General features: G+C 69.8%; 15 protein-coding genes and 4 pseudogenes. 8 read left to right on the top strand and 11 right to left on the bottom strand.

Features of this window, described 5'->3' with window-relative positions; genetic code table 11:
* The first annotated feature begins 87 nt into the window (after positions 1-87).
* The 4 genes and pseudogenes from QIS96_RS20685 to QIS96_RS20700 all read left to right on the top strand — a co-directional run bounded on the left by QIS96_RS20685 (position 88) and on the right by QIS96_RS20700 (position 4,099).
* Positions 88-1,231 (top strand): annotated as a pseudogene (locus tag QIS96_RS20685) (acyl-CoA dehydrogenase family protein).
* A 33-nt stretch (positions 1,232-1,264) separates the two neighbouring features.
* On the top strand, positions 1,265-2,488 hold the full coding sequence (locus QIS96_RS20690; protein ID WP_282544147.1) for an acetyl-CoA C-acetyltransferase: 1,224 nt from the start codon (positions 1,265-1,267) through the stop codon (positions 2,486-2,488).
* A 42-nt stretch (positions 2,489-2,530) separates the two neighbouring features.
* Positions 2,531-3,268 (top strand): SDR family oxidoreductase, encoded by a 738-nt coding sequence (locus QIS96_RS20695; protein WP_282544148.1) that lies wholly within the window; start codon positions 2,531-2,533, stop codon positions 3,266-3,268.
* 72 nt (positions 3,269-3,340) lie between these two features.
* A complete protein-coding gene (locus tag QIS96_RS20700) occupies positions 3,341-4,099 on the top strand; it encodes an SDR family NAD(P)-dependent oxidoreductase (protein ID WP_282544149.1) in 759 nt (252 codons plus the stop codon).
* 150 nt (positions 4,100-4,249) lie between these two features.
* Here the strand turns inward: QIS96_RS20700 and QIS96_RS20705 are convergent.
* Positions 4,250-4,603 (bottom strand): annotated as a pseudogene (locus QIS96_RS20705) (DUF1214 domain-containing protein); the annotation flags it as partial.
* Here QIS96_RS20705 and QIS96_RS20710 point away from each other — a divergent pair.
* Positions 4,527-5,054 carry a hypothetical protein gene (locus tag QIS96_RS20710; RefSeq protein WP_282544150.1) on the top strand — a complete coding sequence of 176 codons (528 nt, stop codon included), beginning with the start codon at positions 4,527-4,529 and terminating at the stop codon, positions 5,052-5,054. The pseudogene QIS96_RS20705 and the gene QIS96_RS20710 sit on opposite strands and share 77 nt — an antisense overlap.
* A 181-nt stretch (positions 5,055-5,235) precedes the next feature.
* Here QIS96_RS20710 and QIS96_RS37895 read toward each other — a convergent pair.
* A pseudogene (locus QIS96_RS37895) lies at positions 5,236-5,313 on the bottom strand (IS5/IS1182 family transposase); the annotation flags it as partial.
* 19 nt (positions 5,314-5,332) lie between these two features.
* On the opposite strand from QIS96_RS37895, the pseudogene QIS96_RS20715 reads away from it, so the two are divergent.
* Positions 5,333-5,572 (top strand): annotated as a pseudogene (locus QIS96_RS20715) (hypothetical protein); the annotation flags it as partial.
* A gap of 191 nt (positions 5,573-5,763) precedes the next feature.
* Here QIS96_RS20715 and QIS96_RS37735 read toward each other — a convergent pair.
* Positions 5,764-6,249 (bottom strand): ArsR/SmtB family transcription factor, encoded by a 486-nt coding sequence (locus QIS96_RS37735; RefSeq protein ID WP_349017403.1) that lies wholly within the window; start codon positions 6,247-6,249, stop codon positions 5,764-5,766.
* On the opposite strand from QIS96_RS37735, the gene QIS96_RS20725 reads away from it, so the two are divergent.
* Positions 6,248-7,420 (top strand): MFS transporter, encoded by a 1,173-nt coding sequence (locus QIS96_RS20725; RefSeq protein ID WP_282544151.1) that lies wholly within the window; start codon positions 6,248-6,250, stop codon positions 7,418-7,420. The genes QIS96_RS37735 and QIS96_RS20725 overlap by 2 nt on opposite strands.
* Before the next feature lie 54 nt (positions 7,421-7,474).
* Here the strand turns inward: QIS96_RS20725 and QIS96_RS20730 are convergent, their stop codons facing one another.
* Positions 7,475-8,644, bottom strand: a complete 1,170-nt coding sequence (locus QIS96_RS20730) for a cytochrome P450 (RefSeq protein WP_282544152.1) — start codon at positions 8,642-8,644, stop codon at positions 7,475-7,477.
* A gap of 89 nt (positions 8,645-8,733) precedes the next feature.
* Between QIS96_RS20730 and QIS96_RS20735 the strand changes: the two genes are divergently transcribed.
* Positions 8,734-9,366, top strand: a complete 633-nt coding sequence (locus tag QIS96_RS20735; protein WP_282544153.1) for a TetR/AcrR family transcriptional regulator — start codon at positions 8,734-8,736, stop codon at positions 9,364-9,366.
* A 116-nt stretch (positions 9,367-9,482) separates the two neighbouring features.
* Here QIS96_RS20735 and QIS96_RS20740 read toward each other — a convergent pair whose 3' ends face one another.
* From QIS96_RS20740 to QIS96_RS20770, 7 genes are all read right to left on the bottom strand, one after another.
* Entirely contained in the window at positions 9,483-10,400 is a 918-nt protein-coding gene (locus QIS96_RS20740; RefSeq protein WP_282544154.1) for a Crp/Fnr family transcriptional regulator, read from the bottom strand.
* Positions 10,397-10,885, bottom strand: coding sequence for a hypothetical protein (locus tag QIS96_RS20745; protein WP_282544155.1), 489 nt, complete (start codon positions 10,883-10,885; stop codon positions 10,397-10,399). The genes QIS96_RS20740 and QIS96_RS20745 overlap by 4 nt, the downstream gene beginning before the upstream one ends.
* Positions 10,886-10,997: 112 nt before the next feature.
* Positions 10,998-11,789 (bottom strand): class I SAM-dependent methyltransferase, encoded by a 792-nt coding sequence (locus QIS96_RS20750; RefSeq protein ID WP_282544156.1) that lies wholly within the window; start codon positions 11,787-11,789, stop codon positions 10,998-11,000.
* Positions 11,786-13,384 carry a radical SAM protein gene (locus tag QIS96_RS20755; RefSeq protein WP_282544157.1) on the bottom strand — a complete coding sequence of 533 codons (1,599 nt, stop codon included), beginning with the start codon at positions 13,382-13,384 and terminating at the stop codon, positions 11,786-11,788. The genes QIS96_RS20750 and QIS96_RS20755 overlap by 4 nt, the downstream gene beginning before the upstream one ends.
* A gap of 60 nt (positions 13,385-13,444) precedes the next feature.
* Positions 13,445-13,903 carry a MauE/DoxX family redox-associated membrane protein gene (locus QIS96_RS20760; protein ID WP_282544158.1) on the bottom strand — a complete coding sequence of 153 codons (459 nt, stop codon included), beginning with the start codon at positions 13,901-13,903 and terminating at the stop codon, positions 13,445-13,447.
* A gap of 69 nt (positions 13,904-13,972) precedes the next feature.
* Complete coding sequence (locus tag QIS96_RS20765; protein WP_282544159.1) at positions 13,973-14,554, bottom strand: SRPBCC family protein; 582 nt, start codon at positions 14,552-14,554, stop codon at positions 13,973-13,975.
* On the bottom strand, positions 14,551-14,820 hold the full coding sequence (locus QIS96_RS20770; RefSeq protein ID WP_282544160.1) for a DUF427 domain-containing protein: 270 nt from the start codon (positions 14,818-14,820) through the stop codon (positions 14,551-14,553). Before QIS96_RS20770 ends, QIS96_RS20765 begins: the two co-directional genes overlap by 4 nt.
* Between the last annotated feature and the right edge of the window lie 33 nt (positions 14,821-14,853).

Genomic DNA, 14,853 nt, shown 5'->3' on the forward strand with positions numbered 1-14,853 from the left:
CGCTTACCAACTAAGCGGTTGCTTAGCGTGGGATTTCTCGGTGCTGTGGCCATTCCGGCGCGTTCCTCCCCGTTCTGAGGTGAAACCATGTATCGCACCCTTTTCGACACCGACCACGAGGCTTTCCGGGCTTCCGTCCAGGCGTTCATCGGCCGTGAACTGCGGCCGCACCATGAGAGGTTCATCGCTCAGCGCTCCATCGACCGTCAGGTGTGGACGGAGGCCGGCAAGCAGGGCTTCCTCGGCCTCCTTGTGCCCGAGGAGTACGGGGGCGGCGACGCGGGGGACTACCGGTTCAGCGCGGTCCTTGGGGAGGAACTGGCCAAGGTGTCCGCCGCTTTCGCCTCCTGCCTGTCCATCCACCGACGTGGTGGCGCCGTACCTGGTGGAGCTGACCACCGACGAGCAGAAGAAGCGGTGGCTGCCAGGCTTCTGCGACGGGTCGCTGGTCACCGCGATCGGCATGACCGAAGCCTCCGGGGGCTCGGACCTGGCCGCCCTGCGCACCACCGCTGTGCGGGACGGCGCCGACTGGATCCTCGACGGCTCCAAGACCTTCATCACCAACGGCTACTCCGCCGACCTCGTGGTGGTCGCGGCCCGGACCAGCCCGGAGAAGAAGGCCAAGGGCATCACGCTGTTCGCGGTCGAAGCCGGCACGAAGGGGTTCGAGCGGGGCCGGAAGCTGGACAAGGTCGGCCAACCGGAGGCCGACACCGCCGAGTTGTTCTTCGACCGGATGCGGATCCCCGCCGAGAACGTGCTCGGCGAGGTCGACCGCGGCTTCATCCACATGATGGAACGACTCCCGCAGGAGCGGGTCGGAGCCGCGGTCACCAACATCGCCCACGCCGACCAGATCCTGCGGGAGACCATCGAATACACCAAGGAGCGACGGGCGTTCGGGCAACCGGTCGGCTCCTTCCAGTACAACAAGTTCCGCCTCGCCGAACTCGTGACCGCCGTCGAGGTCACCCAGGCATACGTCGACAACTGCGTGGCCGCGCACGTGGCCGGTGAGCTGACCGCGATCGACGCCGCGAAGGCCAAGTGGTGGTCCGCCCAGGTCCAGAACGACGTCCTCGACACCTGCGTCCAACTGCACGGCGGCTACGGCTACATGAACGAATACCGGGTCGCCCGCGCCTGGCAGGACGCCCGCGTGACCAAGATCTGGGCCGGCTCCAACGAGATCATGAAGGAACTGATCGGCCGCGACCTCGGCCTGTAGACCCTCTGCACCCCTCCCGAAAGGCACCGCACCATGACCGAGGCCGTCATCGTCGCCACCGCCCGCACCCCCATCGGGCGCGCATTCAAAGGCTCCCTGAAGGACATCCGCCCGGACGACCTGGCCGCCACCGCCGTCCGCGCCGCCCTCGACCAGATCCCCGAGCTCGACCCCACGCAGCTCAACGACCTGCACATGGGCTGCGCGGAACCGCACGACGAGCACGGCGGCAACATCGCGCGCCGCGTCGCGGTCCAGCTCGGCCTCGATGCCCTGCCGGGCACGACCGTCAACCGGTTCTGCTCGTCTTCGGTGCAGACCGCGCGGATGGCGTTCCACGCGATCAAGTCCGGCGAGGGCCACGCCTTCATCAGCGCCGGCGTGGAATGCGTCTCCCGTTACCGGCACTTCACCTCGGCCGGCCTCGACCCCGAGGACACCATGAACCCGCTCTTCGCCAGAGCACGGGCCCGCACCGCCGAGTACGCGCACACCCACGCCCGCTGGTCCGACCCACGGGCCGACGGCCTGCTCCCCGACATCTACACCAGCATGGGCCAGACCGCCGAGAACGTGGCCACGGTGCGCGGAATCAGCCGCCGCGAGCAGGACGAGTACGCCCTGCGCAGCCAACTGCTCGCCGCCGAGGCGGTGAAGAACGGCTTCTACGCCCGGGAGATCACGCCGGTCACCCTGCCCGACGGCACGGTCGTTGCGACCGACGACAGCCCGCGCCCCGGCACCACGTACGAGACCCTCGCCGGGCTGTCGACCGCCTTCCGTCCGGAGGGCACCGTCACCGCCGGAAACGCGTGCCCGCTCAACGACGGCGCCGCGGCCGTCGTCATCATGAGCGACACCAAGGCACGTGAGCTGGGGATCACCCCACTGGCCCGGATCGTCGCCACCGGAGTCTCCGGACTCTCCCCGGAGATCATGGGGCTCGGACCCGTGGGCGCCACCCGGCAGGCGCTCGGTCACGCCGGCCTGTCCGTCCCGGACATCGACCTCTTCGAGATCAACGAGGCGTTCGCCGCACAAGTCATCGCCTCCTACCGCGAGTTGGGCATCCCCGCCGACCGGCTCAATGTGCACGGCGGCGCGATCGCCCTCGGCCACCCCTTCGGCATGACCGGCGCACGCATCATGACCACCCTCATCAACGGACTGCGCACCCTCGACGAGCAGTTCGGCGTGGAGACCATGTGCGTCGGCGGCGGCCAAGGCATGGCCATCGTCCTCGAACGCCTCAGCTGACCCCGTACCGGGTACGCGTCATCACCTGAACAGGAGCACCCCATGGGCAATCTCACGTACGACTTCACCGGCCGCACCGTCATCGTCACCGGCGCCGCCCGCGGCATCGGCCTGGAACTGGGCCGGTTCTTCCGCAACAGCGGCGCGCACGTCTACCTGGTCGACCGGGACGGGGACGAACTCGCCGCCGCGGCCAAGGAGATCGACGCCCACGCACTCACCGCGGACGTCGCCAACACCGCCGATGTCGAGCAGGTGGTGGCCACCGCGGTGGCCGAGACCGGTCGGGTCGACGTCCTGGTCAACAACGCCGGCATTCTGCGCGACGCGGTGCTGTGGAAGCTCACCGACGACGACTGGGACGCGGTGGTCACCGTCCACGCCGACGGAACCTTCCGCTTCACCCGCGCCTGCGTCCCCCACTTCCGCACCCAAGGGCACGGGCGCGTGATCAACGTGACCTCCTACTCCGGGCTGCACGGCAACGTCGGCCAGGCCAACTACGCCACCGCCAAGGCCGGGATCATCGGCTTCACGAAGACCGCCGCCAAGGAGCTCGCCCGCTTCGGTGTCACCGTCAACGCCATCTCGCCGAACGCCGAGACCCGCATGGTCGCCTCCATCCCCGACGACAAGCGCGCCGAGCTCACCGCGGCCATTCCTCTCGGCCGCTTCGGTGACCCCGCCGAGATGTGCGCCGCCGTCGGATTCCTCGCCTCCCAGGAGGCCGGGTACGTCACCGGAGTCGTCCTGCCGGTCGACGGCGGCATCTCCATCTGATCCAGGTCACCAGCCGGTCCACGCCGACCGCCATCTGACGCCTAACACCAGCAGAACGAACGGAAGTTCACCATGAGCATCCTCGACCGCTTTCGGCTCGACGGCCGGGTCGCCATCGTCACCGGAGCGTCCTCCGGCCTCGGCGTGGCCTTCGCCCGCGGCCTGGCCGAAGCGGGTGCCGACATCGTCCTCGCCGCCCGCCGCGCCGACCGCCTCGCCGGGACCGCAGCCCTGGTCGAACAGGCCGGACGCCGGGCGCTGTGCGTGCCCACCGATGTGTCCTCGCCCGACGACTGCCGGGCACTCGCGGAGGCCGCCGCCGCGTTCGGACCCGTCGGTGTGCTCGTCAACAACGCAGGGGTCGCTTCCGCCGTCCCCGCCGGCCGGGAGACCCCCGAGCAGTTCCGGTCCGTCCTCGACGTCAACCTGTCCGGCGCGTACTGGATGGCCCAGGCCACGGCCGCCGTGATGCGCGACGGCGGCTCCGTCGTCAACATCTCCAGCGTTCTCGGGCTGGTCACCGCCGGACTGCCGCAGGCCGCGTACGCCGCTTCCAAGGCGGGGCTGCTCGGACTCACCCGGGATCTCGCGGCGCAGTGGAGCACCCGCAAGAACATCCGCGTCAACGCCATCGCCCCCGGATTCTTCGCCTCCGAGATGACCGACGAATACGAGGACGGCTACCTCGACGCCCGGGTCCGCGACCTGCCCATCTCCCGCCCCGGCGACGCGGACGAACTGGCCGCCGCGGTCCTGTTCCTGGCGTCGGACGCCTCCGCGTACGTCACCGGCACCACCCTCACCGTCGACGGCGGCCTGGTCATCTCCTGAGCCGCCGCGGTCCCGCATCCGCTCGGCCGGAGTCCGGCGGGACATCACGCGGCAGTCACACGGTGGCAAGAGGTGGCTAGGGGACGCAAGGCAAGGGAGCCGGTGGACCGCCGGCGGTGTCCAGATCTGGTCGAGGACCGCCGCGTCCGCCCAGTCGTTGGGGTGGAAGAAGTGGTGCTCGTCGTAGAGCGTCAACGACCAGAAGCCCTTGACTGGCGGAGTCCCGTCGGCGGTGAAGGTGACGGTGTAGGTGTTGGCTCCGTGCAGCCGCGCACCTGTGGAGTCGAGGTCATGGTAGTAGTAGGCCGTTTCGTTCGGCGGGTTGACGAAGATGTTGGCGTTGCCCAGGGCTGTCCGGGACAGGTAGTCGGTGCCGAACGATGCCCCGTTGCGCTGCGTGGTCCAGTGATGCGCCGACGGCAGTCCGATGTTGCGGAACTCGCAGAGGTCGGAGACGAGTTCGGCGTCGGCGTCCCGCGCGACCTGGCGCAACGTGTCGCCCACCCTGGAGTCGGCCTCTGCCGCCGTCAGCAGTGAGCGGAACCGCTTGGCGGCCGACGTCTACCGGGGCGAGGTCGGCTTTGACGAGCTCAGAGCACCGCAGGGTGCGCGGGAGTACGCGCGGAGGCTGGCGCAGCACGGCGTCACACCGACCGCCCTCGTCCGGGCCTACCGACTCGGCCAGCAAATCCACCTGACCTGGGCCATCGACGAGCTCGTCCGCACCTACCCGGATCCCGTACGCGTCCTCGCCGCCGTCCGGACGTTGCTGAGCGTGAACTTCCGCTACATCGACGCGGTCTCGGAGCAGGCCATCGAGGAGTACCAGGCCGAGCGGGAGCGGTGGGTGAGGTATGTGGCCGCCGTAGACCCTGATCGGAGGCGGGTAGTGGTGCGCGGAGCTGGACCAGGCCGGAGGCGAGTAGAGGACGCGTGGCGATTAGCTGACGCCTAGTCAAGCGGGCTGTTTTGGGCGGTGCTTCACCGTTGCGGCGGAGGCGCGGCATGACGAGGGGCCGGTGCCCGGGTGGCCGCCGTCGGCGATCGTGGTGGTCAGTCCGACGGCGGCCTTCGCGCCGGATTCCGACCACGCCGAACAGCGGAGCAAGCTGGCGGAGCGTCAAGTTCGTGCGTCAGTGAGCTGCGACCAGCAATTGCCGATCCTGCAGAGGCAGGCCCCAGGGCCGACCCCGGCGGAGGGCGTCAGCCTCCTGGTTCGGCAGGGGGGAGATCGTGAACCGACCGCTGCTGTTCCTTGATGTGGACGGACCGCTCAACCCCTATGCGGCCAAGCCGGAGAAGCGCCCCGACGGCTACACCACACTCAGGGTGCCTCGGGACAGCGGGACTCCAATGGGACACGGAGGGCTCTCGGCCCGGCGGCGGCCCCTGCGGGTCTGGCTCACCCCCGAGCACGGGCAAGCCTTGCTTCGACTCGACTACGAGCTGTGCTGGGCCACCACGTGGACGGACTTCGGGACAAGCCTCAGCGGGGGTGACCCGTGGTGGTCGAGCCCTTGTCGAGTGCACCCGCGACCTGAACGCCCGCGCCCAGAAACGCCTACTCAGCATCACCGCAAGACAGTTGGGTGACGGCCTCGACTGCCTCGGATGGGGCGAGCGAGTCAGAGCCCGTGACTCAGGCTGGACCCATCGGACAGGCTCTAGTTGTTGCGGGGTGAGACGTTGGTGACGGTTCTGCGGCCGGATCCGGGTCTGGGGGGAGCGCTGTCTCGGGCAGATTGACGTGGCTGTTTGATGCCGACGGTGGTGGCGCCGTGTCCTGGGGTGGCCAGCAGGCTCGGCAGCAGGCCGGGGAATCGCTGCTCGAGTTCGTCGGACCGCAGGTGTACGTAGCAGCGTGTGCCTTCCTCGCGAGTTCGGGTGACACCGGAGGACCTGAGCACCTTCAGGTGGTGGCTGAGTGTGGACTTCGCCACCGGTGCGTCCAGCTCTCCCCATTGGCGCTCGATCCCGTCGGACAAGAGGCGCACGAGCCCCAAGCGCAGTGGATCGGACAGGGCAGCAAGGACTGTTGTCAGCGCTACGTCGTCGAGGTCTGGGTGATGAGCATCCTTGGCCACCCGTTCAGTATCGCACCCCACCCCCTTATTCGATGTTCGGCGAACATCGAATAAGGTGCCGTGCATGATGCCTCTTCACCTACCCGGCTGGCTGGTCGGGCTCTTCGTCGCCACGCTCGCCCTGGGAACCGACGAGTTCGTGATCGCCGGGCTCCTGCCCGAGCTGGCCGACGATCTGCAGGTCTCCACGGGCATGGCCGGTCAGTTGATCTCCGTGTTCGCGCTCACCTTCGCCATCGGTGCGCCCGTCATGGCGGTCGTGCTGGATCCCTACCCGCGGCGCCGCGTGATCCTGGCTGCCTTGGCGGTGTTCGTGGTCGCGAACGTCGCCGCTGCCCTCGCGCCCACCTTCGGCGCCCTGATCGTGCTGCGGGCCATCGCCGGGCTGGCCGCGGCAGTGGTTTCCTCCACGGCGTTCGCTGCCGCCGCGCAGGGGGCCCCGCCTGATCGGCAGGGCCGCTACCTCGCGGTCGTCACCGCCGGTTTGACCGTGGCGCTGTTCACCGGCGTGCCGGTCGGGGCATGGGTCGGCTCCCTGCTCGGCTGGCGCTCGACCTTCGTCCTGGTCGCAATCGTCGCGCTCGCCGCGATCGTCGTCCTGGCCCTCGGGCTGCCCCGCTTGGAGGGGGCTGCGACAGCCGGTCTGGCCGAGCGCCTGCGTCCTCTGCGCAGCGCGCGGGTGCTGCGGCTCGTCCTGGCCGTGTTCCTCTGCGGAGTCGGCGGGTTGATGTTCTACAGCTACCTCTCCGCTCTCCTGGAGCAGCACCAGGGCGGCACGGACACTCTGCCGCTGGTGCTTCTGCTGGTCGGCGTCATCGGTGTCCCGTCAGCGTTCCTCGGCGGGAGGCTCGCCGATCGCTACGGCGGCCGTCGCAGTCGTCTGATGGTCGTCGGCGGCCACGCGATCGCCCTCGCGGCCACCGGCGCCCTCCTCGCCCTCGGCGCGCCGTTCCCGCTCCTGCTGGCCGGCATCGCCGCCTGGTCCGTCTTCGCCTGGGCCCTCAACCCACCCCTGCAGGCCAGCACCATCGAAGCCGCGCCGGAAGCACCCATGACGGCGATCTCGCTCAACATCTCCGGTCTCTACCTCGGCACCGCGGCCGCAGCCGCTATCGGCGGGATCATCGTCGACGGACCCGGCGTGCTGTGGATCCCCTTCGCCGCCGCCATCTCCCTGACCCTCGCCTGGATCAGCGCATCCTTCCGCACACCGCAGCCCGCGACAGCCGCGGCATGACCCACTCCGGCGCCCGGCTCGGCAGGGAAGGACGCCGACGGCCCCTTTCGCCGGTCACCAGGTCACGGGCAGAGACTCCAGGCCGCCGGTGAGGGTGTCGGTGCGGACGCGTAGCGCTTCGACGGGTACGGCGAGCCGCAGGTGCGGGAAGCGTCGGATCAACTGGGCGAAGACGGCGTGGAGTTCCATCCGGGCCAGTGGGGCGCCGATGCAGTAACGGGCACCGTGGCCGAAGGTCAGGTGCGCCGGCGTGGTGCGGGTCGCGTCGAAGCTGTCGGGGTCGGTGAAGGCGGACGGGTCGTGGTTCGCCGCGCCGGTGTCGAGCATGACGAGGTCGCCGGCCGTGATGGTGGTACCGGCGATCTCGATGTCGGTGCGGGCGTAGCGGGGAATGCCGCCACCGCTCTTTCCCGGCATCCGCAGGATCTCCTCGACCACTCCGTGCAGCAGGCCGGGGTCCTCGACTGCGGCCTGCCACTGTGCCGGGTGGGTGAGGAGGAGCAGTGCGCCGAGGCCGATCTGGACGACGGTCGTCTCGTGTCCCGCGAACAGCAGGGCCATGGAGAGCATGGCGATCTCGTCGTCGGGCACGCCGTCGCTCGCGCACAGCGCGGAGATGATGTCGGCGCCCGGAGCACGTCGCTTGCGCGCCACGAGTTCCTGTCCGTACGCGAACAGGTCGCCCAGCCCCTGTTCGGAGCGGGAGCGGTCCTGGATGTCGGCGGCGGCCTGCGTCCAGGCGCGGAACTGGGTCCGTTCCTCGTAGGGCACGCCCAGGAGTTCGCAGATGACGAGGATCGGGAGGGGGAGGGCGAGTGCGAAGTGGAGGTCGGCGGGCGGGCTTTGGGATTCGAGTTCGTCCAGGAGCTGTTCGGTCAGCCGCTCCACCCGGGGCCGGAACTCCTTCATCCGACGCGGGGTGAAGTGCGGCTGGAGCAGACTCCGCATCCGCGCGTGGTCGCTCTTCTCGCTGTCGTAGTCGCCCTGCGGACCGCCGAAGAGGGCCGACTCCCCGGAGCGGGCCGCGCGGGCGGGGTCGGGGTGGGAGCGGCCGAGCCGGGGATCGTCGAGGAGCCTGCGCACCTGGTCGTAGTCGGTGACGAGCCAGGCGTCGTCGCCGACCCGAGTGCGGATGCGGTGGACAGGGTGTTGCTTCTGGAGCGTACGCAGCAGGGGCGGGACGTCGAGCGGACCGGGCTGGTCGAAGGGGAGGCGTACGGGCATGGGTCCTCCTGTACACACGTAATTTGTGTACGCTGACGTAAACAAAATTACGTGTACACGCTGAAGTAAACAAGAGGAGGCGGAACCGCATGGCGGAGAAGGGAACTGCCGGGGCCGCGGGCGCGACGCCGGTGAAGCGGCTGCGCAAGGCGGAGCGGCGGGAGCAGATCCTCGACGCGGCCACCCGCTCCTTCGCCCGCGCGGGCTTCACCGCCACCAGCCTTGAGGACGTGTCGGCGGAGGCGGGGATCACCCGGGTGCTGCTCTACCGGCACTTCGAGTCCAAGGCCGACCTGTACCGCGCTGTCCTCGACCGCGCCTGCCGGCGGCTGGCCGGCACCGTCGGCGAGGACTCCTTCGACGACGACTCGATCCCCGCCCTGCTGCAGGCCGCCTCCTGCGACCCCGACGGGTTCCGGCTGCTGTTCCGGCACGCCGCACGCGAACCGGAATTCCGCGACCTGGTCGACACCCTGACCCGCGCCTCGCGGGAGATCGCCCGGCAGAACCTCGCGGAGCGCATCCCGGCGGGCCCGTGGCTCGACTGGGCGGCCCAGGTCATCCCCGCCCTGACCATCGAGGCCGTCATCGCTTGGCTCGACGCCGGAAGTCCCGACCCCGCCCTGGCGGCGGCCCGTATCCGTCAGGCCGTCGACGGAGTCATCGGCGCCGCGCACCCCATGCCTGCGGTGCGGGGTAGCGGTCGATGCCGAAGGGCCTGACAGTCGGGGGGCAGCGCGGCGTCGTCCGCTTTCGGCTCGTAGCCGTAGCCGTAGCCGTAGCCGTAGCCGTAGCCGTAGCCGTAGCCGTAGCCGTAGCCGTCCGGGCGGGCGGGCGGCTATCCGGCTTCGTCTAGGAGGCGGGCCGGGTCGAGGACGGTGATGCGGCCGCGGGCGAGGCGGAGCAGGCCGCGGTCGGCGAAGTCGTGCAGGACCTTGGTGGTGGTTTCGCGGGAGGTGCCGGCCAGGGCGGCCAACTGCTCGTGGGTGAGGGCGATCTGCGGGTGGCGGGGGCCAGGGCGGAACTTGCCGGCGGAGGTGTCGGTGCGGGTGGCGAGGGTGGTCAGGGTGGTGGCGATGCGCTGGGGCACGGACTTGAAGACGCTGTCGGAGAGGCGTTGTTCGAGGTCGGCCAGGCGGCGGCCGAGGATCTCGGTGATGCGGGCGGCGATCCGGGCGTCGGACAGCAGGAACTTGTGGACGTCGGCGCGGCTCATGACGCAGACGGTGACGTCGTCGAGGGCTTCGGCGTAGTTGTCGTACATACGCTGACCGAGCAGGGCCATTTCGCCGAAGATCGTGCCGGGGCTGATGATCGCGCAGGTCAGGGCGCGGCCTTCGGCGGAGACGCGGAAGATGCGGACCCGGCCGCGTTTGAGGATGAACAGCACTTCGGACGGCTGGGCGGGGGAGTGGAGGATCTCTCCGGCTGTGTAGGTCTTCATCGGGGCCGCGGCGGCGATGGCGTCCATCTCCTGCTCGGAGAGGTCGCGGAAGATGTCGACCTCGGAGATGCACCAGGTGCGGTCGGGGGCGTCCGTGCCGCTGTCGTGGTCGTCGGCCATGTGGTGGATCTCCTCGCGTCGCCCCGGGGCCCAGGGCGGTGGTGCGGCGCCCCAGGCGGGGGCGCCCAGTGAGCCGGTGTTCTCGGCCAGACAGTAGGTCACCGCCCCGCCGTCGGGGGTGCTGCCGTGCGTCGGCGGGTTCTCGGGCGGGGCGGTCGGGTTGCCGTCGGGTGCGTCGGGTATCGGTGTCATCGCCGGGACGTGCCCTGGCTGTGCTTGCCGGTCATCTGGGCGATGCGGGAGTAGGCCAGGCCCGCGAGCAGGCCGAAGACGAGGTGGGCACCGAGGCTGGAGCTGGTGACGTCGTTCCACTCGAACACCGGCATGCCCATGTTCGCGGGCATGACCCACAGGGCGCCGAGTACCCACCACACGGCCCCGTACCCGAGCCCGAGGATGACGGCAGGCCCCGACCTCTGCGCGTACCGGCCGAGGAGGACGCCGAAGCCGGCGCCGGCGAAGAGGGCGATGCCGAGGTGGATGATCCAGCCGGCGAGGGCGTTGGTGGAGCCGAGCAGGCCCGCGACCATGGTGATCATCGCGGTGTCCGTCATCGGGCGGGACACCGACATCCAGATGCCCATCCCGACACCGCCGACCAGGCCGGCCGCCGCGCCGTGGAGGGCGTGGAGCGGGATGGTCGCGGTGTGCGGGGAAACGTGCACGGTGCTGGCCATGACGGTGAACTCCTCTCCTTGCTGGTCGTTCTGCGTTCGCTTGTGACGCTATGGCGGTGGACCGGGGCACGTATGTGAGGGCGCTTACCTACGGGCCGGTAGGCAGTGGGTGTCAGGGTGTCTTTTCGGCGATCAGCAGGGCGTAGCCGAGCGTGCCGTCGGCGACGGCGGCACGTGCTGCGGCGAGGACGGCGGGGGCGGCGTCCAGGTCCACTCCTGCCTCGGCGAGCCGCCCCGCGGAGGTCATGCGCAGCAGGTTCAGGCGGGCCTCGACCTGGTCGATCATGCGGAGCATGGCCTGGTCGTGGCGTTCGGTACGCACCGTACGGAGCCCGGATTCGGCGAGGATCTCCGCGTACTCCTCCAGGGGCCGGGCGTCGGCGATGCAGGCGATCCGTGCGGTCAGGCCGGTCAGTTCGGGCGGGAGCCGGTCCGGGTGGGCGGTGACGTCGGTGATGCCGAGGCGGCCGCCGGGTTTCAGGACGCGGGCGAACTCGGCGGCCGCGCGGGCCTTGTCGGGGAAGGTGCACAGGGCGCATTCGCACACCGCCGCCTCGAACACGTCCTCCGCGTAAGGAAGTTGCTCGGCGTCGCCGGTCGTGAAGACCGCCCACGCGGAGAGCCCGGCGGCCTCGGTGGCGCCCCGCGCGAGGGCGGTGTTGGCGGGCGCGTAGTCGACGCCGTCGACGCGTACGCCGTAGGCGTTGGCGAGGAGCAGGGCGGTGGTGCCGCGGCCGGAGGCCACATCGAGCACGCGGGCGCCCTCGGCCAGGCCCAGGCCGTCGGCGAGACGCCGGGTCAGGGCCGCGCCACCGGGGTGGTAGGAGTCGCCGAGCAGCAGGGTGACGACGTCGGAGGAGTAGGCGGCGGCGCAGCACGCCTTGAGGTCGTCTTCGGCGTTCACCGTGAACTCCCGTCCCTGCGCTCGGTCTTGGAGCCGTACGGCGTGGTGGTCAGCCGGTCTTGGATGCGCAAGGCATTGGGGGCCACGTCGGCGACGGGCACTCCGGACTGCTCGGCGCGAACCTGTTCGCGGTAGCCGACGGAGTTGTACGCGCAGAACGGGATGAGCCGGCCGTCGGGCGTGATCTCCTCGACGCAGCACTTCATCAGCTGCTTGACGTTGAGCGTGTACGGGTCCTGGAAGTCCTGCACGACGACCATGAACGCCTTGTCGTTCAGCTGCTTCACGGCCTCGGGCAGGTCGATGCCGCACGCGCCAGCGCAGTCCAGTGCCTCGGCGGTCGTGCGCAGCTTCTCTTCAGTGGTCTCCGTGCCCATGAACGCGGAGGCGGACCACAGCTTCTCCAGGGCCTCGCGGATCCCGGCGTCGGGCATGACGCGGTTGGTGACGTAGTCGAGGTGGTCCTCGACGTTCAGCAGCCGGGGGATGGGGACGACGGTGCGGTTGCCGGGTTCGCCGTCCACGAGCAGGTAGGTGATGGAGCGGCAGGTCGGGAAGCAGCACGGTACGGGGAAGAAGTCGCCCTTCTGGAACCACTTCGGGCGCTGCTCGTTGATGAGCCGGATCACGTCGGGGTTGGTGAGCCGGTCCAGCGGGTCGAACGGCACGTGCCGACCGGAGTGCGTGACCGGCTGGAACGCCACCGACCGTACGGCGGGGTGGTCGATGCCGTACTCGATGATCGCCCCCAACTCGTGCTCGTTCAGGCCACGTTCGACGGCGGCGACGAGCGTGACGGTCAGGCCGTGATCGGCACAGTTGTCGAGCGCGCGCTGTTTGAACGTACGCAGGTCACGGCCGCGGATCTCCCGGTGGGTGCGCTCGTCGAAGCCGTCGAACTGCAGGTAGACGTTGACCGACTTGCCCGGCACCTGGTTGCGTCGGCCGAGTTCGGCGACGAAGTTCTGGTCGGTGGCCAGGCGGATGCCGTTGGTGTTCAGGTTGACGTTGTTGATCGGCCTGGCCTGGGCGAGGTCGATGAAGTCGAGGATGTGCCTGTGGATGGTGGGCTCGCCGCCGGAGAACATCACCACCTCCGCCTCGCCCTCGGACTCCACGAAGACGTCGAGCATTCGCTCGCACTGCTCGTGCGTGATCGAGTAGCCTCCCCCACTCTCGGCTTCGCTCGAGCGGGAGGTGCCCCCAGCCTGGTGGCCGGAGTCGGCGAAGCAGATCGGGCAGTCGAGGTTGCAGCCGGTGTTGACCTCGACGATGCCGAGGCAGGCGTGCTGCTTGTGCTCGGGGCAGAGCCCGCAGTCCGACGGGCAGCCGTCCTTCACCTCGGTCTGGAACGTCAGCGGGATCGTGCCGGGCTTGTTGAACCGTGAGGAGGCCAGATACTCCTCGGCGTCCCCGTACACCAGGGCCTCGAACTCGCCGTGCTCGCGGCAGCGTTTACGCAGGTACACCTTGTTCTCGCGGATGTTGACCTGTGCGTCGACGGGCGTCTTGCACATCGGGCAGATCGACTTGGTGAACTCCACGAACACCTCGTCACGGTCCGTTTTGCGCCGCGGCGCCGGGGTTTGCGTCATCTCGCGGTTCCTCGCAGTTTCTCGAAGGGGGAGGTGTGGCCGGTCAGTAACGGTGTGCGTCTACGGGGTGGGGACATCGCGGCCCGCCTCCGCCCCGCCCGTCGGCCCCCGGGTGGCCGCCGTCCTGCGGGCCGTGCGCAGCAGCAGTACGGCGTACAGCAAGGCCAGGGCGTCCTGGACGAGGACCGGCCAACTCAGTTGCTGGGTCAGGTAGTTGCCGAAGCAGCCGCAGTTGTCGACCGTCAGGCCCCGTGCGTACGCCTGCACGGCAAGGCCCGACCACATCAGCGACACGGCCGCGTACACCCACACCGGGACGATCGCTGTCGACCGGGGACGGGCCAGGAACCACGCTCCGCACACCAGCTCACCCGCGATCAGCAGCGCGGCGAGCACGCCGGCCGGGGCGCCGTGGACCAGGCCGTAGGCACCGAGAACGGCCGGCATGTCGGTGACGGAGGCCACCTGGCCGACGGCCATCGCCGTGCAGACCGTGCCGAGGACGAGACGGAGCACCATGTGCGTGACGCTACGGGCGACGCGGCGGTCCGATCTGTAAGCGCGCTCACCGAACCGGGCGCCGATCCCTCACCGGTGTGGCCGGGCGCGGCGTTCGGCCTCGGCCCTGACCGAGGCGAGCGCGTCGGCGACGGCAGCCTCCCAGCGCGCGGCCACCGCCCCGCCCCACCACTGCCCGAGCCGCCACAGGTCGGTGCCCAGCTCACCTTCGTACACGAGCCGCGTCCCCGCCCCGGCATCCGCAAGGACGAAGGACTCGGTGACGTGCGGCACGGGTCCGCGCACCAGGCGGAAGTCGATCCGCTCGGGCCGGGTGAAGCGCACCGTCTCCACGGTCACCGCTCGCAGCCGTCCGCCGGCGATCGGTGTGAAGTGCTCGGCGAGCACCAGGTCGCTGCCGCGCTCGAGCACGCTCAGCTTCTCGCGCATCGTCCGCGGCGTACGGCCCAGATACGGGCCCGCCACCACGTCGAACACCGTCTCCCGCGGTGCGTCGATGTCGACGCTCTGCGGGCCCAGCGGCCGCGTTCGGCGCCCCACACCGACATCGACGGGAACGGCACCGGTCACAAGCCCCAGGTAACCGGCGGCCAGGACACCACCAGTACCCACGGCCCAGCCCATGCCTCGCAGCACGCGCGCGGCGCTCACTGCTTCACCTGCGGGGCGGCTTCTTCGACGACGACACCGTTGCCGAAGGCGACGTGATGCTTGATCCTCCGGGCGAGTGGGCTCGGGTGCGGGTAGTACCAGGCCGCGTTCCTGTCGGTCTGCCCGCCCGCGGTCACGCTGTAGTAGCGGGCGAGGCCTTTCCAGAAGCACAGCGACCTGGCGCGGCTCTGGGTGAAGTGCTCAGGATCCCTGGCTATGTCCATGAATTCGGAGTCGTCGACTTCCGTCGGGCGTTCCTGGTTCATAAGCGGATCTTCCTCTCTTCTTTGTCCGCATGC

The sequence above is a fragment of the Streptomyces cavernicola genome (genome assembly GCF_029968035.1).
Taxonomy (GTDB): Bacteria; Actinomycetota; Actinomycetes; order Streptomycetales; family Streptomycetaceae; genus Streptomyces; species Streptomyces cavernicola.

Excerpts from the sequence above, each read along its gene's own strand:
- QIS96_RS20755 (WP_282544157.1), bottom strand. The coding sequence starts at position 13,384 with ATGACGCAAACCCCGGCGCCGCGGCGCAAAACGGACCGTGACGAGGTG.
- QIS96_RS37735 (WP_349017403.1), bottom strand. The coding sequence starts at position 6,249 with ATGCACGGCACCTTATTCGATGTTCGCCGAACATCGAATAAGGGGGTG.
- QIS96_RS20740 (WP_282544154.1), bottom strand. The coding sequence starts at position 10,400 with ATGACACCGATACCCGACGCACCCGACGGCAACCCGACCGCCCCGCCC.
- QIS96_RS20690 (WP_282544147.1), top strand. The coding sequence starts at position 1,265 with ATGACCGAGGCCGTCATCGTCGCCACCGCCCGCACCCCCATCGGGCGC.
- QIS96_RS20735 (WP_282544153.1), top strand. The coding sequence starts at position 8,734 with ATGGCGGAGAAGGGAACTGCCGGGGCCGCGGGCGCGACGCCGGTGAAG.
- QIS96_RS20700 (WP_282544149.1), top strand. The coding sequence starts at position 3,341 with ATGAGCATCCTCGACCGCTTTCGGCTCGACGGCCGGGTCGCCATCGTC.
- QIS96_RS20760 (WP_282544158.1), bottom strand. The coding sequence starts at position 13,903 with ATGGTGCTCCGTCTCGTCCTCGGCACGGTCTGCACGGCGATGGCCGTC.
- QIS96_RS20710 (WP_282544150.1), top strand. The coding sequence starts at position 4,527 with ATGTTGCGGAACTCGCAGAGGTCGGAGACGAGTTCGGCGTCGGCGTCC.
- QIS96_RS20745 (WP_282544155.1), bottom strand. The coding sequence starts at position 10,885 with ATGGCCAGCACCGTGCACGTTTCCCCGCACACCGCGACCATCCCGCTC.
- QIS96_RS20770 (WP_282544160.1), bottom strand. The coding sequence starts at position 14,820 with ATGAACCAGGAACGCCCGACGGAAGTCGACGACTCCGAATTCATGGAC.
- QIS96_RS20725 (WP_282544151.1), top strand. The coding sequence starts at position 6,248 with ATGATGCCTCTTCACCTACCCGGCTGGCTGGTCGGGCTCTTCGTCGCC.
- QIS96_RS20730 (WP_282544152.1), bottom strand. The coding sequence starts at position 8,644 with ATGCCCGTACGCCTCCCCTTCGACCAGCCCGGTCCGCTCGACGTCCCG.
- QIS96_RS20695 (WP_282544148.1), top strand. The coding sequence starts at position 2,531 with ATGGGCAATCTCACGTACGACTTCACCGGCCGCACCGTCATCGTCACC.